This window comes from Brevibacterium sp. ZH18 (assembly GCF_022748595.1).
In the GTDB taxonomy this organism is placed as follows: Bacteria; Actinomycetota; Actinomycetes; order Actinomycetales; family Brevibacteriaceae; genus Brevibacterium.
Genome location: NZ_JALDSX010000006.1, coordinates 1 through 20,706 on the forward strand (window position 1 = coordinate 1; position 20,706 = coordinate 20,706).

General features: G+C 62.6%; 16 protein-coding genes. 9 read left to right on the forward strand and 7 right to left on the reverse strand.

Annotated features, from left to right (window positions below; all coding sequences use genetic code 11):
• Positions 1-364: 364 nt before the first annotated feature.
• The 4 genes from MPN20_RS03695 to MPN20_RS03710 are packed head-to-tail and all read left to right on the forward strand — an operon-like array spanning position 365 to position 6,138.
• On the forward strand, positions 365-1,348 hold the full coding sequence (locus MPN20_RS03695) for an ABC transporter permease (RefSeq protein ID WP_242779661.1): 984 nt from the start codon (positions 365-367) through the stop codon (positions 1,346-1,348).
• Between the two features lies 1 nt (position 1,349).
• Entirely contained in the window at positions 1,350-2,267 is a 918-nt protein-coding gene (locus tag MPN20_RS03700) for an ABC transporter permease (RefSeq protein WP_242779663.1), read from the forward strand.
• Positions 2,260-4,401 carry an ABC transporter ATP-binding protein gene (locus MPN20_RS03705; RefSeq protein WP_242779665.1) on the forward strand — a complete coding sequence of 714 codons (2,142 nt, stop codon included), beginning with the start codon at positions 2,260-2,262 and terminating at the stop codon, positions 4,399-4,401. Before MPN20_RS03700 ends, MPN20_RS03705 begins: the two co-directional genes overlap by 8 nt.
• Before the next feature lie 39 nt (positions 4,402-4,440).
• Positions 4,441-6,138: an ABC transporter family substrate-binding protein gene (locus tag MPN20_RS03710; RefSeq protein WP_242779667.1), complete on the forward strand. Its 1,698-nt coding sequence runs from the start codon at positions 4,441-4,443 to the stop codon at positions 6,136-6,138.
• Between the two features lie 80 nt (positions 6,139-6,218).
• Here the strand turns inward: MPN20_RS03710 and MPN20_RS03715 are convergent, their stop codons facing one another.
• Positions 6,219-6,782 (reverse strand): hypothetical protein, encoded by a 564-nt coding sequence (locus tag MPN20_RS03715; protein ID WP_242779669.1) that lies wholly within the window; start codon positions 6,780-6,782, stop codon positions 6,219-6,221.
• A gap of 75 nt (positions 6,783-6,857) precedes the next feature.
• Here MPN20_RS03715 and MPN20_RS03720 point away from each other — a divergent pair, with 75 nt between their 5' ends.
• The gene (locus tag MPN20_RS03720) at positions 6,858-7,799 is read left to right on the forward strand and encodes a D-2-hydroxyacid dehydrogenase family protein (protein WP_242779671.1); all 942 of its coding nucleotides are present in this window, start codon (positions 6,858-6,860) and stop codon (positions 7,797-7,799) included.
• Between the two features lie 163 nt (positions 7,800-7,962).
• Here the strand turns inward: MPN20_RS03720 and MPN20_RS03725 are convergent, their stop codons facing one another.
• On the reverse strand, positions 7,963-8,784 hold the full coding sequence (locus MPN20_RS03725) for an aldo/keto reductase (protein WP_242779673.1): 822 nt from the start codon (positions 8,782-8,784) through the stop codon (positions 7,963-7,965).
• A gap of 248 nt (positions 8,785-9,032) precedes the next feature.
• Between MPN20_RS03725 and MPN20_RS03730 the strand changes: the two genes are divergently transcribed.
• Entirely contained in the window at positions 9,033-10,004 is a 972-nt protein-coding gene (locus MPN20_RS03730; RefSeq protein ID WP_242779675.1) for a hypothetical protein, read from the forward strand.
• Between the two features lie 87 nt (positions 10,005-10,091).
• On the opposite strand, the gene MPN20_RS03735 is transcribed toward MPN20_RS03730, so the two are convergent.
• From MPN20_RS03735 to MPN20_RS03750, 4 genes are all read right to left on the reverse strand, one after another.
• Entirely contained in the window at positions 10,092-10,610 is a 519-nt protein-coding gene (locus MPN20_RS03735; RefSeq protein ID WP_242779677.1) for an adenine phosphoribosyltransferase, read from the reverse strand.
• A gap of 142 nt (positions 10,611-10,752) precedes the next feature.
• Positions 10,753-11,109: a hypothetical protein gene (locus MPN20_RS03740; protein ID WP_242779679.1), complete on the reverse strand. Its 357-nt coding sequence runs from the start codon at positions 11,107-11,109 to the stop codon at positions 10,753-10,755.
• Positions 11,110-11,226: 117 nt separating this feature from the next.
• Complete coding sequence (locus MPN20_RS03745; protein WP_242779681.1) at positions 11,227-13,077, reverse strand: ABC transporter ATP-binding protein; 1,851 nt, start codon at positions 13,075-13,077, stop codon at positions 11,227-11,229.
• Entirely contained in the window at positions 13,074-14,795 is a 1,722-nt protein-coding gene (locus MPN20_RS03750) for an ABC transporter ATP-binding protein (RefSeq protein ID WP_347566793.1), read from the reverse strand. Before MPN20_RS03750 ends, MPN20_RS03745 begins: the two co-directional genes overlap by 4 nt.
• Positions 14,796-15,237: 442 nt before the next feature.
• Between MPN20_RS03750 and MPN20_RS03755 the strand changes: the two genes are divergently transcribed.
• The 3 genes from MPN20_RS03755 to ilvC all read left to right on the forward strand — a co-directional run bounded on the left by MPN20_RS03755 (position 15,238) and on the right by ilvC (position 18,844).
• Positions 15,238-17,175 (forward strand): acetolactate synthase large subunit, encoded by a 1,938-nt coding sequence (locus tag MPN20_RS03755; RefSeq protein ID WP_242779685.1) that lies wholly within the window; start codon positions 15,238-15,240, stop codon positions 17,173-17,175.
• Entirely contained in the window at positions 17,172-17,684 is a 513-nt protein-coding gene (gene ilvN / locus MPN20_RS03760; RefSeq protein ID WP_242779687.1) for an acetolactate synthase small subunit, read from the forward strand. Before MPN20_RS03755 ends, ilvN begins: the two co-directional genes overlap by 4 nt.
• Positions 17,685-17,812: 128 nt before the next feature.
• The gene (gene ilvC, locus MPN20_RS03765; RefSeq protein ID WP_242779689.1) at positions 17,813-18,844 is read left to right on the forward strand and encodes a ketol-acid reductoisomerase; all 1,032 of its coding nucleotides are present in this window, start codon (positions 17,813-17,815) and stop codon (positions 18,842-18,844) included.
• 113 nt (positions 18,845-18,957) lie between these two features.
• On the opposite strand, the gene MPN20_RS03770 is transcribed toward ilvC, so the two are convergent.
• A complete protein-coding gene (locus MPN20_RS03770) occupies positions 18,958-20,706 on the reverse strand; it encodes an ABC transporter ATP-binding protein (RefSeq protein ID WP_242779691.1) in 1,749 nt (582 codons plus the stop codon).

The following is a 20,706-nucleotide window of genomic DNA, read 5'->3' on the forward strand; positions in this document are numbered from 1 at the left end:
CCGCCTCGGCTCTTCTCTGCCTCACTGGGCGACAAGACGCCTGTTGTTACCCAAATGTAACCACGGCGTGTCGCCCGAGATTCTGCGGGTCGATCCCCGCCAATCAAAAAAATCGCACAAGGTTCTTTGTGGGGAGGGTCACAACTGGATACAGTTCAACTTACGTTCAGTCGTTTGTGATGGTCCGTTGAGGAATCACGCAAAGTCGCTGAATAACGGCACTTGACGAAAAGGAAATTTGATCGCAGATGATTCGTAAACCCCTCGAGATTCGCAAAGAGATCTATTCCCTCATCCCCGGGCCGATGCGCCAGTCTGAGAATCATCACGGAAGTCCTCGCGTCACAGTCATTTAGGTCGCGGCATGGGCAAATACGTTCTCCGGCGGTTCGTCAACTATTTCATCCTGGCCTTTATCGCCACCGTCACCGCCTACATCACCTCCAGCGCCTTCATGGATCCGGCAGCCCGGTACCGGGGACAGAATCCGCCGCTCTCAGAGGCTTCGATCAAGTCCATCCTCAATGGACACGGGACCAACCCAGATGTTCCGATCCTCGAGCGAACGTGGACCTGGCTGACGAAGATCTTCTTCCACGGAGACTTCTCTACGACGGTCCACAACAACCCGGTCTTCCACGAGATCATGACCCGCGCAGGGGTCAGCCTCAAGCTTCTGCTCATCGGTTCCATCCTCGGGGCTATCCTGGGCGTCGTCCTCGGTGTGTGGGGCGCAGTAAAGCAATACAAGGCCTCTGACCAAACCGTGACTTATGCGTCCTATCTGATCATTGCCACCCCTACATTTGTCATTGGTGTGGTGCTGATGATCATCGCCACCGCTTTCAACGGCCTCATCGGCACAAGTCTCATTCGCTTCTCCGGTGAATATACGGCGGACATACCGCCGGGCTTCTTCCCCTGGCTCACCGACCAGCTCTCACATATGTTGTTGCCGACTTTGGCATTGGTAATGATGGGCGCTGCCACATATTCGCGTTATCAGCGTTCAGTGATGCTCGACGTGCTGGCGTCCGATTTCATTCGCACCGCGCGGTCGAAGGGGCGCACCCGCAAGACCGCCTTGGTCAAACACGGCGTTCGCGTGGCGCTTATCCCGATGTCGACCTACTTCGCCTACGCGTTCGGAACTCTCGTCGCGGGATCGGCGATGCTCGAAGTGGTGTTCTCCTGGCACGGCATGGGGGAGTTCACGATCAACTCGATCCTGCAATCCGATATCAATGCCGCCGCCGGGTCCGTCCTTTTCATCGCAGTGCTGACTTTGATCTCCTCGACCCTCTCGGAGATCCTCTACGCTGCCCTCGACCCGCGAGTGAGGATCTGACATGGCGACTGACCTCCCCATCTCCACGACGCCCGACACCGAGGTTGTGCCTCGTCGATCGAAGCCCACGTCGCGTCTGTCCCTGGTCTGGCGTCGGCTGCGCTCGACTCCGCGGTTCTGGGTCGGGGGCATCATGCTGGCGTTTTTCGTCCTCTTCGCACTCTTCGGCAACACGATCAACATCTATACGCCCACCGACCAAGACATCTACGCCCTCAACAAAGCACCCAGCGCACAGCACTGGTTCGGCACGAACACCATCGGCCAGGACATCTACGCCCAAACTGTGGCGGGGCTGCAGAAGTCCCTGCTCATCGGCATCATCGCCGGGCCCGCTGCGAGTCTGCTGGCGGCGATCATCGGATCGACGGCGGGTTACTTCGGTGGTCGCGTCGAGGTGGTCATCGTGTGGTTCATCAACCTCCTGCTCGTGCTGCCCTCGTTCTTCATCCTCGTCCTCTTGGCTCCGATGCTGCGCCAGCTGTCGTGGATGGCGATCGTCGTCTTCCTCGCTCTGTTCGGGTGGATGATCATGGCGCAGGTCGTGCGGAACCAGACGAAGGCCATCAAGGACCGTGACTTCGTCAAGGCGGCGCGGTACATGGGTGTGTCCACTCCACGGATACTGAGCCGGCACATCATTCCGAACGTCGCATCGATCCTCATCGTCGATGCCACCTTGGGTGTGGTCTCGGCGATACTGACCGAAACCTCGCTGAGCTACTTCAACCTCGGAATACAGAAGCCCGATGTCTCCATCGGCACACTTCTGGCTGAGGGGTCCGGGGCGGCTGTGACCCGTCCGTGGCTCTTCGTCTTTCCCGCAGGCGTCCTCGTGCTCATGCTCTTCGCCATCAGCCTGATGGCCGATGCACTCCGCGACGCCATCGATCCCACCTCAGGAGCCAACCGTGACTGAGACTCTCAGCACCAACCAATCCAGCACCAACCAGTCCACCCCACCTGCACAGGCTCCGATCCTCGAAGTTCGGGACCTGACCGTCACGTTCCCGAACCCCAAAGGCGATGTGACGGCGGTTCGCGGCGTCAACTACGAAGTGATGCCCGGCGAGTTCCTGGGCATCGTCGGCGAATCCGGTTCTGGCAAGTCCGTGTCGTCGATGGCCGTGATGGGTCTGCTGCCCTCGACGGCCCGGATCAACGGCTCGATCAGATACCGGGGTCGTTCTCTGCTGGACATGGATGATCATGAGATGTCGAAGCTGCGTGGTTCCGAGATCGCCATGGTGTTCCAGGACCCGCTGTCGGCACTGACCCCGGTCTACACGATCGGCGAGCAGATCTCAGAGGGTCTTCTCCTCCACGATCCGCAGCTGTCGAAGGACGCCGCACACAGCAGGGCGATCGAGCTGCTGCGCGTCGTCGGCATTCCGGGACCCGAACGTCGGGTCAGGGCATACCCGCACGAGTTCTCCGGAGGTATGCGCCAACGTGCCATGATTGCAATCGCGATCGCCAACGATCCGGACCTCATCATCGCCGATGAGCCCACTACTGCCCTCGACGTCACGATTCAGGCCCAGATCCTCGACGTCCTGCAGAAGGCCCGTGAGATCACCGGAGCTGCGATTGTGCTCATCACGCACGACCTCGGCGTGGTGGCGGGCAACGCGGATCGCATCGCGGTCATGTATGCCGGTCGTCTCGTCGAGACCGGGCCCGTTGATCAGGTCTTCGCCCGCCCGCAGATGCCTTATACGACTGGGTTGCTGCGCTCGGTGCCGAACCTGGCGACAGCCGGAACTCAGCGACTTGTTCCCCTTGAAGGGAAACCGCCCTCGCTGTCGAACATGATCCCGGGGTGTCCTTTCGCACCTCGGTGCCCGATCGCCCTTGACATCTGCCATGAAGTCGAACCCGAACTGGTCTCCCATGGAACGCCGGATGTCGCCGCTGCCTGCCACCGGGCCGATGAGATCGCCTCGGGACATCTGACCGCCGGCACGATCTTCCCTCGGCCCGAACCTGTCGAGAAGCGAGTGAAGAAGGAAGACGCCGACAGAGTCCTCGAGGTCACCGGACTGCAGAAGCACTTCCCCCTGCTCAAGGGCGCCGTCTTCAAACGGCAGATCGGAACCGTGCGCGCAGTCGACGGCATCGATCTGGAGATCAGAGAGGGACAGACTCTCGGCCTGGTCGGGGAGTCGGGCTGCGGCAAGTCGACGACCATCGGCGAGGTTCTGGAGATGGTGGCGCCGCAGAAGGGCACGATCGTCATCAATGGGGTCGACGTATCCGAGCTGTCGAAGCGGGACCGTCTGGCCATGCGCAAGGACGTTCAGGTTGTGTTCCAGGATCCGATGGCCGCGATCGACCCGCGGCTGCCGATCGGAGAGGTGATCGCAGAACCTCTGACGGTCCACAAAGTTCCAGCCAGGCAGCGCAATGACACTGTGGCCGAGATGCTCGAACTGGTGGGACTCGACGCGAGTATGGCCGATCGGTATCCGCACGAGTTCTCCGGCGGTCAACGCCAGCGCATCGGCATCGCCCGAGCGCTCGTGACCAACCCAAAGCTGCTCGTCCTCGACGAACCGGTCTCCGCCCTCGACGTGTCCGTGCAGGCCGGTGTCATCAATCTGCTCGAGGACCTGCGTGATTCACTCGGACTGTCCTACCTCTTCGTCGCCCACGACCTGGCAGTCGTGAGGCAGATCGCCGATCACGTTGCGGTGATGTACCTGGGCCGAATCGTCGAATTCGGCTCCTCCGAAGATCTCTACGACAATCCTCAGCACCCCTACACCAGGGCGCTGATGTCAGCGATCCCGGTACCCGATCCGAAGGTCGAACGCTCGCGTGAGCGAGTGCTCCTCTCCGGTGACCTCCCAAGCCCGACCGACGAGATCTCCGGGTGCAGCTTCCGCACCCGGTGCCCGCTCTTCTCACTGTTGCCCGAGAGCGACCAGAGCAGATGCACTCGGGACGATCCCCAGCCTCGGCAGGTGGAGGCGACCCTGGTGGCCTGCCATTTCTCCGAACGAATCAGCGAGCTCGAGCACTCGGGGCGACCGAGGCCGACACAGCACTGACCCATCGATGACCACACAGTGAACAGGAAAGAGGAACTCATGACAATAAGGAAAAAGGCGACAATGGTTGTCGCCGCAACCGCAGCCCTGGGGCTCGCCCTCTCCGGTTGCCAACAGGACAACAAGGACTCCGCGGGAGTCGACAGCGATAAGGCGAACGAAGAAATCGCGGGCCTGCCGACCATCGACTACCAGAAGGCCGGCTACGACGAGATCGCCGATGGGGGAACTCTCACCTATCCGATGACCGAGATCCCAGCCAGTCTCAACTATTATCACGCTGACGGCGCGCATGTGGACAACAACAACCTCTACGGCACTTCGCTGGGAGGACCAATCCGCATCAAGGACGATGGCACCTGGGAAGTCGACAAGAACTACGCCGAGAGTGTGGAGATCACCACTGAAGATCCACTCGTCATCAACGTCAAACTCAACAAGGACGCAGTCTGGGAGGACGGCACTCCGATCGATGTTGAGGATTACAAAGCCTTCTGGGAGACCCGAGACGGAAAGCACAAGGAATTCGAGGTCGCCTCGACCAAAGGCTACGAGGACATTAAGAGCATCGAGTCTGGTAAAGATAAATACGACGTCAACGTGACGTTCAAGACCCCGAACATCGACTGGCCCAACTACATCGGCGCCATGGTCCCGAACGAGATCGCAGAAGACCCCAAGGTGTTCAACAAGGACTACGTCAAGAAGGTCCTGCCCTCGAACGGACCGTTCAAAGCCAAGAAAGTCGACAACAAATCGGGCGTCATCACCATGGTCAAGAACGACAAATGGTGGGGTCAGGAACCCAAACTGGACAAGGTGATTTTCAAGGTCGTCTCCCAGGCGCAGCAGGCTCAGGCCTATGCGAACAAGGAGATCGACCTCGTCGATATCGGCACGGACGGCGACTCCTATGAGACGGCCGGAAAGCGCAAAGACGGCGAGATCTACAAGTCACAAGGCATGCAGTGGACGCACGTGACCTTGAATGCTGAGAAGGGCGCCCTCAAGGAGCAGGAAGTCCGGGACGCGGTCGGTCACGCCATCAACCGCGAGGCCATCGCCCAGGCAGCCATCGGTCCCGTCGAAGCACCGGTGACACTGGTCAACAACGTCACCTTCATGCCGGGCCAGGATGGTTACCAGGACAACACGGACGGCAGCCTCGACTTCGATCCGGAAGCCGCGAAGAAGATCCTCGACGACGCGGGCTGGAAGGCAGGCGATGACGGAGTGCGTGAGAAGGACGGCGAGAAGCTGACATTCAATATCGTCGTCCCCGCCGACACCGCCTCGAATGCCCAGCGCGCGGAGCAGATCATGAAGGATCTCAACGAGATCGGCTTCAAGATCAAACTCGAGACCGTCCCGGTCGCCGCGTATTTCGCTGATCACGTGCTCAACGGCAACTTCGACATGGCCACATTCACCTGGGAGGGCACGGCATTCCCGATTTCGTCCGGGTCGAACCTGTTCTACCCGGCTGATTCCGAGCAGAACCATTCGAAGATCTCCAGCGACGCGATCGGGGAGAAGTTCAAGGCCGCAACAAAGACCCTAGACCCAGCCGAGTCGAAGAAGCTGGCGAACGAGGGAGATGCAGAAGTGCTCAAACTCAAGCCGCTCATCCCGTTCTACCCGACCCCGTACGTTTGGGGCGTCAAGTCCGACGTGATGAATCTCGGGCCGCGCCAGCTCGAGAGCCCGGATTGGACGACGATCGGGTTCAAGAAGTGATGTGATCGTCACGATCCCCCTCAGTCGCCGGCCCCGTGGACTCACGTTCTCCCACGGGGCCGGCTCCTTTTGCCCAAGCTCTACAGCCTGCTGACGATGTCGAGCAGAATGAGGACGAGACTGACGCCCACGACGCCGAGGTTCCACACCGTTGTGGTGGTGTCGGTTGAATCGGTCGCGGTGCTCGAATCCTGCTGGTGGTTCTCCCAGCGGCGGAGCAGATCGAAGGATGGGTGGTTGTCCACCGACTCCGGTCGTGTGCCACCGGTGAGGCCCGAGTCGACTTTGCGGCGGGGCATCCCGGGCGCGTTCCACGGCCGGTATGTGCGTGCAGTCCCGTTCGGTGCGATCGCCATGATGGAGACGACCGTGCTCAGCCTGATATCTGTGACATTGGAGAAGGGCACAGTGGTGGTGCGCAGGATCTCGCGGATCACGACTTGCTCGGATCCGACGATCACGGCCGGTCGCCACAGGAGGATGAAGACGAGCCATCCCGCCAGTGCCAGCGGTGGGAGGAACGTTCCGACGGTGTCCCAGGAGCCGCGCACGATCGCGTCGATCAGGAGCAGTGCGAGGAATGCCCAGACGATGATGGTGATGATGGGGCCGCTGCGTTGTCTGAGAATGATCGGTGCGCTCACCGGCCCAGCCTATCGGCTATACGATAAAAGACAGGGATCATTCCCGATTCCCGCTACCTCCGAGGAAGGATAGCCATGCGAATCATCGTGCTCGACGACTACCAGAACGTGGCGGCAGGCTACGCGAACTGGGAGGCGCTGGGGGCTGAGATCGAATTCGTCTCCCGCCCGATCCGTGACACCGAGGATCTCGTGGCGACTGTGGCCGGCGCCGAGGTTGTCGTCGCCATGCGTGAGCGCACCCTTTTCTCTGCCGACCGTTTGTCACGCCTGCGTGATCTGAAGCTGCTGGTGACCACCGGCCGGGTCAACGCCTCCATCGATCTGGACGCCGCCCGAGCGCGGGGGATCACGGTCTGCGGAACCGAGTCGACCACCTCGGCGACCCCGGAGCTGACCTGGGGGCTCATCCTCTCCGTCCTGCGCAGCATCCCGTCCGAGGATGCCGGCATGCGGGTCGGCGGTTGGCAGTCCACCGTAGGTGGTGACCTCTTCGGCCACCGACTCGGGATCATCGGTCTGGGCCGTTTGGGCACGCAGGTGGCCAGGGTCGGGGCCGCCTTCGGGATGGACGTCGTGGCTTGGAGCCAGAACCTCGATGAGGCGCGGGCCGCCGATGTCGGGGCACATGCGGTGAGCAAGGAGGAGCTCTTCGCCACCTCCGACGTGCTGAGCCTGCACTACAAGCTCAGCGAGCGCAGCCGCGGACTCGTCTCTGCCGGTGACCTGGCGCGGATGAAGCCGACGAGCATCTTCATCAATACTTCGCGAACAGGCCTCGTCGACATGGAAGCGTTGCAGGATGCATTGGCGGAAGGTCGGATTCGCGGCGCGGGAATCGACGTGTATGACACCGAACCGCTGCCAGTCGACCACCCTCTGCGCAGCACTCCGAGGACCGTGCTGACCCCGCACCTGGGCTACGTCACGGACGACACGTATCGGATCTTCTTCACCCAGGTCGTCGAAGACATCGCCGCGTGGATGGCGGGGGAGCCGGTTCGCACCCTGAAGTGACGCGCAGGAAGACAGAACTGCGTCAGCTGAATAACCACTCATGCGAGAGCCGCTGACGACGAAGCCGCCGCTGACGACGAAGCCGCCGGAGAGAAGATTCTCTCCGGCGGCTTCTCAGTCTCTTGAGCGATGAAGTCTCACATCGCTGAAGAATCTGTCAGGCTCAGTTCACCTCGGCGGGGTCGCCGGACACGCGACCGCCGTTTTCCAGCGCATCGATGGATGCCATCTCAGCATCGGTGAGTTCGAAGTCGAAGACGTCGAAGTTCTGGCCCATACGGTCACGGTTGTTCGACTTCGGGAAGACGACGTGACCCTTCTGCAGGTGCCAGCGGATGATGGCCTGTGCCCAGGACTTGTCGTGGCCTGCGGCGATCTCTCCGATGACCGTGTTCGCATAGTCGACCTGGCCCTGGCCGAGTGGACCCCAGGCTTCGATCTTGATGTCGTTCTTCTCAAGCAGCGGACGGGTCTCGATCTGCTGGAACTGCGGGTGGCATTCGATCTGGTCGACGGCCGGGATGATGCCGGTGTCGAGGATCTCGGGCAGGTAGCGGTGGTCGAAGTTCGACACACCGATCGAGGTGGTCAGGCCCTCATCGCGGTAGGAAGGGAAGGCCTCCCAAGTCTCGACCGAGTTGTTGTTCTTCGGTGTCGGCCAGTGGATGAGGTAGAGGTCGACATGGTCGAGTCCCAGCTTCTCCAGGCTCTCGCCCAGGGCGCGCTTCGATTCGTCGGCACCGTGGCGGTCATTCCACAGCTTCGTGGTGACGAAGAGTTCATCGCGGGCGATGCCGGACTTGGCGATCGCGCGGCCGACACCCTCCTCATTGCCATAGATGGCAGCTGTGTCGATGTGGCGGTAGCCGACCTCGAGAGCGTCGGTGACGATGCGCTCGGTCTCCTCGGGATCGACCTTGAAGACGCCGAAGCCCAGCTGGGGAATGGTCTTGCCGTCATTGAGTGTGAGTGTGGGAACCGTCAAGGTGCCGCCTTTCGTCACGGGTGAATGGTCTGATGTGTCGCAAGCGAAGGGCACCACGGTGGTGGTGCCCCTCCGTACCTACAACGCGGCGACCACAGAGTTGTATTCCCAGTTGCCAGGTGCGGTCCTCAGACAAGAAGCCCGAGCAACCTATCAACATGAGCGCTGGTCAAGGATCCGGACCGGGCGTGACGAGACTGCCACAGCAGGAATGCCTCGGGTGAGTGAAACACGGTTAGATTGGGACGATGCGCACCACACCTTCTGCACACAGAATCACTCTGGTCGCGATCACCCTCGCAGCGTTGATCATCGGACTGTCAGGGTGCATCGGTCGGGCAGACCTCAGCGACCGTGCAGACGAGATCGAGGCTGCGCTCTCCGCACTGCCCGGAGTCGAAAAGATCAGTGGCGAATATCAGAACGGCTTCGATTCAGGCCGGCGGCTTGTCTACAGGGTAGATATGGCACCTGGAGCGACCGACGGCGACCTGGTCAACGTGGCAGAGACTCTCAACAGTGAAGCCGGGGACGACTTCGTCAACTTTGAGCGAGATCTGACGTTGAGGTTGCCCCACATTTCTGTCGCACTCAACGGCAAACCAGACATCGGCCAGCTGAGGCAGCAATTGCCGCGACTGAGGAGCCTGACGTCAGCGCTGAGCGCAGAGACGCTGAGCTGGGAGGCCAACAACGACAATGATCTCGACGATTCGCTGACGATCCGGGATAGCGATGGGGACGCTTTCACCGTGCTGTCCGCTGTCAGAGATGTGTTCGGGTCGCAACAGATGCGAGTCAATTATGGAAACTCCGGGACCTCGGCATGGGAGGTGGAGTTTCCCTATTCTCTGCAGGCACAGAACACACTGGCTGCCGCGCTTCATTCGGGCACCAGGGAGATGAACAAGATCGAGATCGATGATGACCATGTGACCTTTGCCTCCGCGCGTCTCACCACCGAGGCGAATGCCACGACGAAGCTCACGACGCTCATCGATCAGATCAATGGCGGCACGTCAGAGCCATGGAGATTTACCTGGTTGGCGGAGCAGCCCGGCGGACGTCAGAACAATAAGACGCCGGGAGGAACGGTGAGCGTTGGTGCCTGCACCTATGACATGAAGAGCAACAGTGAACGGGAACCGGCACGCTTCCTGACGTCGAATGCGCTGAAGATTCAGGACACATTGCGCGCGAAATACGATACCTGCCCCTAGCCGACGCTTCCTGGCCAGTGATGTGTTTCAGCCTGGCAGAGTGCAGGGCAGCTGAAGTTTCGTCATTGCCGATTCAGCTGCTGAGGATCAATCTGCGAAGACGGTGTGCACATCCCCGGTCAGCGACCGACCGCTGAGAGCTGTGAGCTCGAGAACGACTGCCGAGCCGACCACTTCTGCGCCGAGCTCCTTCACGAGAGCCTGCGCAGCAGATAGGGTGCCGCCCGTGGCCAGGATGTCGTCGACGAGGAGGACGCGCTCGCCCTCTTTGAGCACATCGGGGCCTTCGATCGTTGCTGTCCCGTATTCGAGTGAGTACGACACTGCTGCTGCCGGGCGGGGGAGTTTGCCTGCTTTGCGGATCGGCAGAATGCCCACACCGGTCATCGCCGCGATCGTTCCGGCGAAGAGGAAGCCGCGAGCCTCCAGGCCGCCGACGATATCGAACTGTCCCTCAAAGGGCGCGATGAGCGCCTCGGTGACGGCACGCAGCGCGGGACCGTCAGCAATCAGTGGTGAGATATCGCGAAAGTTCACTCCCGGCTGGGGGTAGTCGGGAATCGAAGTGATCAGGGTCTGTGCGCGTTCAAGATCGGTATTCGTCACGGGTCAACGATACTCGGTGGGCAGGTCACCACGGCGAGTGCATCATCCACGATTGGAGTCGGACGTGTTGAGGGCTGTTCACGTGGGCACTGCGACGATGGCGTCACCGTCTCGGGGCACGGGCTCTACCGGGGCACGGGCTCTACCGGGACACTGCGTCAGCCGATTGCTCAGCTGTTGCCTCCAACTTTGCCCGATACCTTCTGCGCCGGAGAACCCAACCGATCGTCCCGCCGATCAATGCGCCGACGAATATTGAGACTGCGGTGCCATCAGAATTGGAAAAATCGACGTGCCACGACCACATCAGCAGAGGATGCCCAAAAGTTGCATCGAATGCGATGAGACCAGAGATCGCCACGATGATCAGAACATCGAGAACGAGGCCCAGCACTGAAGTCTCCTTGCGGGCGACGTCAGACTGCCAATAGAGATCGACCCCGCGTTTGCGGGCATAGCGCCTCGCCACCGCGCCGGGAAGCACTACCACCAGTGCCACGGCAATTGCGGTCCTCCCTACGGGCTACAGCGGCGCTCAAATGGCAACTTGTGTTGTCCCGGGACTAGGGAGATCGAACTCTTGAAGTCAAGACTGAGGCCCGCGACCGCAGCCGTCCTACGCCAGCGAGTCCCGCCACGCCTTGTGGAGTTGGGCGAACTTGCCTGCCCCAGAGATCAGCTCATCCGGTGTGCCGTCCTCGATGATGCGCCCGGCATCCATGACGAGGACACGGTCGGCGATCTCCACAGTCGACAGCCGGTGGGCAATGATGATCGCGGTCCGGCCTTCGAGGACTGTCGCCAGCGCCTTCTGCACCAGCCGTTCGGAGGGAATGTCGAGGTGGGCGGTCGCCTCGTCGAGGACGACGATGTCCGGGTTCGCCAAGAACACGCGGGCGAAGGACACGAGCTGGCGCTGTCCCGAACTCAGTCGACCGCCGCGCTTCTTGACATCCGTCTCGTAGCCGTCGGGCAGATTGCGGATATAGGGATCCAGGCCGACGGCCGTGGCCGCGGCGAGTACCTCGTCATCACCGGCATCGGGATTGCCGATCCTGATGTTGTCCGCAATCGTGCCCGCGAACAGGAACGACTCCTGGGTGACCATGACCACGCTCTGACGCAGCTGAGCATCGTCAAGATCACGCAGATCCACCTCGTCGATGGTGATCCGACCTTCGCTGGGATCGTAGAACCGCGTGACCAGCTTGACCAGGGTCGACTTGCCCGCCCCGGTGGCGCCGACGAGCGCCACGATCTCTCCTGCGGGGATGCGCAGGTCGAACCGGGGGAGGACATCGGGGCCGTCGCCGTAGGAGAAGCGGACATGGTTGAGGTCGATCGAGCGCCCGCTGGGTGCTTGAGCCGATCCCTCCGCCGAGGCGTGCGCTGACTGGCCGGAGGCATGCGCGGGCAGGGTCTTCGGTGCGTCCGGGGGAACCACCTCGGGGTCGGTGTCGAGGACTGCCGCGATCTTCTCCAGCGCCGCCGAGGCGGACTGATAGAGGTTGAACGCCTGCACGAGTTCGTCGAGCGGGCCGTAGAACCGGCGCAGATAGAGGATGAACGCAGCCAGGACGCCGATCTGCGTCCAGCCCTCGATGACGAGCCAGGCGCCGACGACGATGATCACGGTCTGCGTGACGTTGCCGACCAGCCGGGTCCAGCCGGCGAAGCGCGCGACTCCGCGCAGCGCGTCGGTATTCGCGTCCCGGTACTGGGTGTCCTCGGTGCGCAGAGTGTTCCGTCGGTCGGGCTGCCTGCGGTAGGCCTGGACGGCGCGAATGCCGCCCATGGTCTCGACGAAGTGGACGATGACTTTCGCGATCGAGGTCCGCGTGCGCCGGTAGGCATTGCGCTGGGAGGTGTGCGCGGCCTTCGTAATGAAGAACAGAGGAATGAACCCGGCGAAGACGATGAGCGCCAGTGGCACGTCGAGGACGACGAGGGTCACGGCGATGAAGACCATCTGCAGCAGCGCCAGCGCCGTGTCGAAGAGCGAATACGACAGGAACTGCTGGACCGACTCCATGTCCGAGGTCTGCCGCGACACCAGCCGACCGGATGTCGACTTCTCGTGATAGCTGAGGTCGAGCCATTGGATGTGGGTGAATACTCGGGCCCGCAGCGCATAGATGATCTTCTGCGCCGTGATGCCCACGAGCCTCGTCGAGGTGAAGGCGAACACCGCCGATGCCACCGCTGATGCGATGAACAGCACCACCGCCCGCAGCAGCGGCCCGGTGTCGCCGGCGACCGCGCGTGGGACCCCGTTGTCGAGGGCATCGGCAATGAAGATCGGGCCGATGACCAGCGCGGCCGCGGTGAGGATGACGATGACGAGCAGGAAGATCGACATGGCCATGTGCGGCCTGACTAAGGAGAACAGGAGCGATCGAGCTTTTTTGGCGATGTCGTCGGGCAGCTGTTCGACCTCGTCGTCGCGATCGAGACGTGGGATGCTCATTCCTCTCCTCCTCTCGTTGTCGTTGCGCTGCCCACGGTGGCGCTCGCCCCCATGAGTTCGCGGTAGAGCGCCGAGGTCTCAAGCAGCTCGTCATGCGTGCCGCGGGCTGCGATGCGGCCCTCATCGAGGACGGCGACGACATCAGCCAGTGCCGCAGTCGACGGTCGGTGGGCGATGATCAGGGTCGTCGAATCCGGCAGGATCTCCCGCAGCGCCCGCTGCACCCGATCCTCGGTGTCGACGTCGACTGCCGAGAGCGGATCATCGAGGACGAGGATGCGGGGTTCGCCGATGACGGCCCGGGCCAGGGCGAGACGTTGGCGCTGCCCACCGGAGAGCGACAGCCCCTGTTCGCCCACCTCGGTGTCCAGGCCCTCAGGCAGGCGGGAGACGAAGTCCTTTGCCGCGGCGATGTCGAGAGCAGCCCAGATCGCCTCGTCGTCGACGCCGGGGGAGCCCATGCCCACGTTCTCGGCCACCGAGGCGGAGAAGAGGATCGGGTCCTCAAAGGAGACGGACACGAGGTGGCGCAGCTCGTTGACGGGCAGGTCGCGGATGTCGGTGCCGTCGATGCGCACGGTCCCGCCCGTGACGTCTTGGAGTCGGGGGACGAGCGATGCCAGAGTCGTCTTGCCAGATCCGGTCGTTCCCACGAGCGCCAGAGTCTGACCCGGTTCGATGCGCAGGTCCAGACCGCTCAGCGTCTCCTGCTCTGTGTCCGCGAAGTGGAAGGAGACGTCGTCGAAGACGAGCTCACCGCGATACCGACCGACGTCAGGGTCGTCAGCGATCCCACCACTGGCATCGGTGATGTCCTGCCGAATGTCGATGACCTCCCAATAGCGGGCCGCCGCAGTCAGCGACATGAGCGCATCGGCGAGGAGGAATCCGAGCATCTCGATGGGCATGCGCAACACCATCGAGATCGTCACGCCGGCGACGACCGTGCCGATCGTCGTCCATCCCTGCACCACACCCCAGGTGCCGACTGCGACGATTGCCGCCTGCGCGAGAGTCGGTAGGAAGATGAGGAAGCTCCAGAACCACGAATCGAGCTTGGCTTTGCGGACCTCGAGTCCTTTGAACTTCGCCGACAGGAGGGAGAAGCGCTTCGCGGCCCAGGGGGAGCGGCCGAATGACTTGAGGATGCGGATGCCCTGGATCGACTCCTCGACCTCGGTTGTGATCTCACCGACCGTGTCCTGCGACAGCCGGGAGACCAGCCGGTAGTTCTTCTCGAAGATCGCCACGGATGCGATCGTCGGTACCGCCATCACGAGCATGATGAGCCCGAAGATCGGCTGGAGGACAGTGAGCATGATCGTGCCGACGACGATGACGATCGGAGTGACCATGAGGAAGGGGAGTCCGAACGCGAAGAAGCGCCGCAGCTGGGACAGGTCGTTGGTCGCGCGTGAGAGGAGCTGCCCCGACTCCCAGGAATCGTGGACGGCCACGGAGGTGTACTGCAGACGATCGAAGAGACGTGCGCGCCACACGATCTCCCAGTTCGACACCACAGGGGCAACGATCATCCGCCGCGCCCACATCGCGACCGCCTCGGCGATGCCGATGACGAGGACCCCGATGACCGGCCACCACAGGCCCGGCAGGTCGCGGTGGGCAATCGGTCCGTCGATGATGTAGCCGGTGATCAACGGCACAACGAGTTGGATCCCGTTGGCCATGAGAGTGAGGACGAGTACAAGGATGTACACGCCGATACGGGAGCGGAGATCGGGCCAGAATCGAAGAAGGGGACGCACGAATATCAACATTAGTCGTGTGGTGTGAGCTATTCCACGGTTACGGCAAACCAGCTTCCCTTTTCTCTGACTGCTGAAAATGACAGGCACCGCTGTATGCACAGGAGCACAGTCGACAACTCGTCATGTCGGCTGCCGCACAGAGGTCTCACCGCTGGTCCCAGCCAGCGAACCACCCAAGTCCCAAACTTCGAGACGATCTATTGCACCGTTTGACACCCCTGTGACGCGAGGTGAACTATTGAGGCATGACTCACCTTCTTGTCGTCGTTATTACCCAGCGCGCGGATCTTCCGTAGCCTGTCAACACGACATGTTCCGCGCGCCCCTACCGAAACCGGAGGGGCTTTTTTAATGCGGAGACGAAGAAGGATCACTAGGAAGGAATTGAACGATGGCAGCCACGCCCTCGGCCCAGTCAGCGGCCACCGGTACCGCGCCCAGCGCAGCTCCGGTCACCGCGACCCCGTCCAGCATTCGACGCAATTCGACCCCTGAGGTCCTCACCGGCGCGCAGGCGATCGTTCGCAGCCTCGAGCTCCTTGAGGTCGAGACGGTCTTCGGCCTTCCCGGCGGCACCATTCTTCCGACCTACGATCCGCTGTTCGAGACCGACAAGATCCGCCATATCCTCGTTCGGCACGAGCAGGGCGCAGGCCACGCGGCCGAAGGCTACGCGGTCGCCTCGGGCAAGCTGGGCGTGTGCATCGCGACCTCCGGGCCGGGTGCCACGAACCTCATCACGGCGCTCGCCGACGCGCATATGGACTCAGTGCCGGTGCTCGCGATCACCGGGCAGCAGAGCTCGAAGCTGCTGGGCACCGACGCCTTCCAAGAGGCTGACATCGTCGGCATGACGATGCCGGTGACCAAGCACAGCTTCCTCGTGACCAAGCCCGAGGACATCCCGGAGGCGATCCTCAACGCTCATCACATTGCGACGACAGGGCGTCCCGGACCGGTGCTCGTCGACGTCACGAAGGACGCGCAGACGGGTACGGCTCCGTTCGTGTGGCCCGAGGAGCCTCAGCTGCTGGGCTACCGCCCCATCCTCAAGCCCCATGCCAAACAGATCCGTGAGGCGGCTCGACTCATCTCCGAGGCGCAGCGCCCGGTGTTCTACATCGGCGGCGGTGTCATCCGCTCGCAGGCGGAGAAGGAACTGCTCAAACTCGCCGAGGCGACCAACATTCCCGTGGCCACGACCCTGATGGCGCGGGGTGCGTTCCCCGACTCGAATCCGCTGCACCTCGGGATGCCGGGAATGCACGGCAGTGTGCCCGCGGTGACCGCATTCCAGAAGTCCGACCTCCTCATCGCGATCGGTGCCCGCTTCGACGATCGGGTGACGGGCAACCTCGATTCGTTCGCCCCGAACGCGCAGGTCATCCACGCCGACATCGACCCGGCGGAGATCGGGAAGAACCGTGAGGTCGAGGTCGCCATCGTCGGCGACGCCCGAGAAGTCCTCGCCGAGATGCTCACCGAGTTGCGCAACAAGTTCCCCAAGGCTCTCGAGCGTCAGCGCGAACCCTGGTGGCGCTACCTCAACCGGTTGAAGACGACGTATCCGCTGGGCTACGACAAACATGGCGAGCTCTGCGATCCGCAGTACGTGATCTCCCGCATCTCAGCGTTGACCGGCCCCGAGGCGGTTTACGCCTCTGGTGTGGGACAGCACCAGATGTGGGCCGCGCAGTTCCTCGAGTTCGAACGCCCCAAGTCGTGGCTGAACTCGGGCGGACTGGGCACCATGGGCTATTCGGTGCCTGCGGCCATGGGCGCAAAGGTCGCCGAGCCCGACCGTGTGGTCTGGGCGATCGACGGTGACGGCTGCTTCCAGATGACCAATCAGGAGCTCGCCACGTGCGCGCTCAACGACATTCCGATCAAGGTCGCGATCATCAACAACTCGTCCTTGGGCATGGTCCGCCAGTGGCAGACCCTGTTCTACGACGGCCGGTACTCCAACACCGACCTCAACACGGGACACGAGACGATCCGGATCCCGGACTTCGTCAAGCTCGCTGAGGCGTACGGCTGCCTCGCACTGCGGGTAGACAGCAATGAAGACGTCGATGCGGCGATCAAGACCGCGCTCGAGACCAATGACCGCCCTGTTGTCCTCGACTTCACGGTCCCGCCTGACGCGATGGTGTGGCCGATGGTCGCCGCCGGCGTCTCCAACGACGAGATCGAATACGCCCGAGGCATCCGCCCGGAGTTCGACGGTGAGGGCGATGAGCAGGCCGAAGGCCGGATCGCCGAAGCAGGAACGGAAGAAGACGGCACGGTTCGCTCCGTGGCTCAGATCGAAGGAGGCCTGGAATGAACAGCCGGCACACACTCTCAGTCCTGGTCGAGAACAAGCCGGGCGTGCTGACCCGCTTCACCGGCCTCATCGCCCGCCGTGGCTTCAACATCCACAGCCTCGCCGTCGGTGTGACCGAGCATGATGAGCTGTCGCGCATCACGGTCGTCGTCGACGTCGAGGACGTGCCGCTCGAGCAGGTGACCAAGCAGTTGAACAAGCTCGTCAACGTCATCAAGATCGTCGAGCTCGAGCCTGCTTCCTCGGTGCGCCGGGCTCACATCATCTACAAGGTCAAGGCCAACGCTGCGACCCGGCCGCAGGTCGCAGCCGCGGTGGAGATGTTCCGCGGCAAGATCGTTGACGTCTCACCCGACTCTGTCTGCATCGAAGTGACCGGTGAGCTGGGCAAGGTCGAGGCTCTGCGGGACGTGCTCGAGCCTTTCGGGATCAAGGAAATCGTCCAGTCGGGAACCGTGGCCATCGGCCGCGGCTCGAAGTCGATCACCGACAGGGCCCTGCGGAGCTGAAGGGCTCTGCGGAGCTGGCGTCCTCACGTTCCACTTCGTGGAACGCCTTCCATCTCAATAAATGAACACCAGTACCGAACTGTGAAACAATGGGGGAGTACCCCACACCTTTTGAAGGAGCATGAATTATGGCAGCAGAACGCTATTACGATGACGACGCAGACTTGTCCGTCATCCAGGGCACGAAGGTCGCCGTCGTCGGTTACGGCAGCCAGGGCCACGCACACGCACTGAGCCTGCGCGACTCCGGCGTCGAGGTCCGCATCGGCCTCAAGGAAGGCTCCGCCAGCCGCGACAAGGCCTCGGCAGAAGGCCTCGAAGTCGGCACCCCGGCCGAGGTTGCCGAGTGGGCCGACCTCGTCGTGATCCTCGCTCCGGACCAGGTCCAGGCCGAGATCTACAACGCTGAGATCGCACCGAACCTCAAGCCCGGCAACGCGCTGCTCTTTGCTCACGGCTTCAACATCCGCTTCGACTACATCCAGGCACCAGACGGCGTCGACGTCATCATGGTCGCCCCGAAGGGTCCCGGCCACGTCGTGCGTCGCGAATACGTCGACGGCCGTGGCGTGCCCGTCCTCGTGGCTGTCGAGGCTGACGCCTCGGGCAAGGCCTGGGACCTCGTGCTCTCCTACGCCAAGGGAATCGGCGGCCTGCGTGCCGGCGGCATCAAGACGACCTTCACCGAAGAGACCGAATCCGATCTCTTCGGCGAGCAGACCGTCCTCTGCGGCGGCGTCTCCCACCTCGTGCAGTACGGCTTCGAGGTTCTCACCGAGGCCGGCTACCAGCCCGAGATCGCCTACTTCGAGGTTCTCCACGAGCTCAAGCTCATCGTGGACCTCATGGTCGAAGGCGGAATCGCCAAGCAGCGTTGGTCGATCTCCGACACCGCCGAATACGGCGACTACGTCTCCGGCCCGCGCGTCATCACTCCGGACGTCAAGAAGAACATGGAAGACGTCCTCGCGGACATCCAGAACGGCAAGTTTGCCGAGCGCTTCATGAACGACCAGAAGAACGGCGCTGCGGAGTTCAAGGAACTGCGTTCGAAGGAAGAGACACACCCAATCGAGACCACCGGCCGCGAACTACGCAAGATGTTCGCATGGCTCAAGGACTCGGACGACGACTACACCGAGGGCACTGCCGCTCGCTGATCAGTCTCTGATCAATCTCTGAGCAGAGAAAGGAGCCCCGGAAGCCAGTCGGCTTCCGGGGCTCCTTCGTGTAGGTGCGGCCGTGAGGCGGTCTCAGGTGGTGCGCTTGAGCCTCATGCGGCGAGTCTGGCGGCGCGGCGTGCTGCCTGGATCTCCGGGTCGGGCACTGGTGCAGAGTCGATGAGCTCCCGCGTGTAGGCCTGGCTAGGATGCGCGAGCACCTGAGAACTTGGTCCCTGCTCGACGATCGCCCCGTGCTGCAGAACGACGACGGTCGAGGCGAGCTGCTCGATGACTGCGAGATCGTGGCTGATGAACAGGCACGCGAACTCGTGGACCTCATGGAGCTCGGCCAAGAGACGGAGAACTCCCCGCTGAACGGAGACGTCCAGGGCTGACGTGGGCTCATCGGCGATGAGCAGCTTCGGGTCCAGCGCAAGAGCTCGGGCGATCGCGACGCGCTGACGCTGTCCGCCCGAGAGCTCATGCGGATACCGCTGTGCGAAGTTCTCAGGCAGGCGCACATCGCCGAGGAGCGCCTTTACCCGAGCTTCGATGTCGCGACGTCCGCGATCGGTGTGCACGCGCATCGGCTCGGCGATCTGTGCACCGACTGACCGGCGCGGGTTGAGCGATCCGCGCGGGTCCTGGAACACGACGCCGATCTCCGAGCGCAGTCTCCGCTGCGCTCGCGTCGGGCGTGTGCTCACGAGACCACCGTCGACGAATGCCTGGCCGGATGTCAGTCGCTGGCCTCCGGTGAGGACGTTGGCGATCGTCGACTTGCCCGAACCGGATTCGCCGACCAGACCTGTGATCGACCCGGCAGGGATGGCGAGATCGACCGAATCCATCGCAGTGACCTGCCGTCCCGAGCTGCGATGAACGACGGTGGCGGCCCTGAGTTCTGCGGCCAGAGCGGCGGGCACGGCAGCAGGTGACGATGAAGCTCCCGCCGAGCCATTCGACTGCTGCTCAGTCGAGCGCGGACGATCGGCCACCTCGGCGGATGAGGCCTCGACGACCGCATTCAGCCGGGGGACCGCGTCGAGGAGCTCACGCGTGTACTCGGACTTCGGATGATGGAAGATGTCGCGGACCGTGCCGGTCTCGACGATGCGTCCTGACTTCATCACCGCCACCCGGTCCGCGATATCGGCGACCACGCCCATGTCATGGGTGATGAGGAGCACCGCCTGTCCCTCATCGGTGGCCTGCTGTCGGAGCAGATCGAGGATCCCCGTCTGAACGGTGACGTCGAGAGCCGTCGTCGGCTCGTCGGCGAAGAGCACCTCGGGGGAGTTGATGGTCGCCAGTGCGATCATCGCCCGCTGCAGCTGCCCGCCGGAGAGCTCGTGCGGGTAGGCCCGCATGATCTGGTCTGGATTGTCCAGGCCCGACTTGAGCAGCTGCCGCCGCACTTGCGAGCCGATCGAACCGTCGGCGGAGGCGCTATGGGCACGGACCGCCTCGGCGATCTGGTGCCCGACGCGGAACATGGGATTGAACGCTCCCATCGGCTCCTGGAAGACGACGCCGATGCGTGCACCGCGAACCCGGCGCAGTGCCTTCGCCTCGAGACCGACGAGCTCCATGCTCGGATCCGCGTCTGCTCCGGCGAGATCCTCATCTGCTCCGGCGAGATGCGCGGAACCGGTCAGGCGCACGGACCCGGTCTGACCGGCAGAGCCGGCCAGACCGAGTGCCGCCAGTGCGGTCACCGACTTGCCCGAGCCCGACTCACCGACGAGGGCGAGGATCGAACCCGGCACGAGTTCGAGGGACACGCCCTCGGTGATGATCCGGGACCCGAAGGAGACCGAGTGATCCGAGAATTCGAGTGCTGCAGCAGTGTTCGCCAT

Excerpts from the sequence above, each read along its gene's own strand:
- ilvN (WP_242779687.1), top strand. The coding sequence starts at position 17,172 with ATGAACAGCCGGCACACACTCTCAGTCCTGGTCGAGAACAAGCCGGGC.
- MPN20_RS03695 (WP_242779661.1), top strand. The coding sequence starts at position 365 with ATGGGCAAATACGTTCTCCGGCGGTTCGTCAACTATTTCATCCTGGCC.
- MPN20_RS03710 (WP_242779667.1), top strand. The coding sequence starts at position 4,441 with ATGACAATAAGGAAAAAGGCGACAATGGTTGTCGCCGCAACCGCAGCC.
- MPN20_RS03770 (WP_242779691.1), bottom strand. The coding sequence starts at position 20,706 with ATGGCGAACACTGCTGCAGCACTCGAATTCTCGGATCACTCGGTCTCC.
- ilvC (WP_242779689.1), top strand. The coding sequence starts at position 17,813 with ATGGCAGCAGAACGCTATTACGATGACGACGCAGACTTGTCCGTCATC.
- MPN20_RS03745 (WP_242779681.1), bottom strand. The coding sequence starts at position 13,077 with ATGAGCATCCCACGTCTCGATCGCGACGACGAGGTCGAACAGCTGCCC.
- MPN20_RS03755 (WP_242779685.1), top strand. The coding sequence starts at position 15,238 with ATGGCAGCCACGCCCTCGGCCCAGTCAGCGGCCACCGGTACCGCGCCC.
- MPN20_RS03720 (WP_242779671.1), top strand. The coding sequence starts at position 6,858 with ATGCGAATCATCGTGCTCGACGACTACCAGAACGTGGCGGCAGGCTAC.
- MPN20_RS03700 (WP_242779663.1), top strand. The coding sequence starts at position 1,350 with ATGGCGACTGACCTCCCCATCTCCACGACGCCCGACACCGAGGTTGTG.
- MPN20_RS03730 (WP_242779675.1), top strand. The coding sequence starts at position 9,033 with ATGCGCACCACACCTTCTGCACACAGAATCACTCTGGTCGCGATCACC.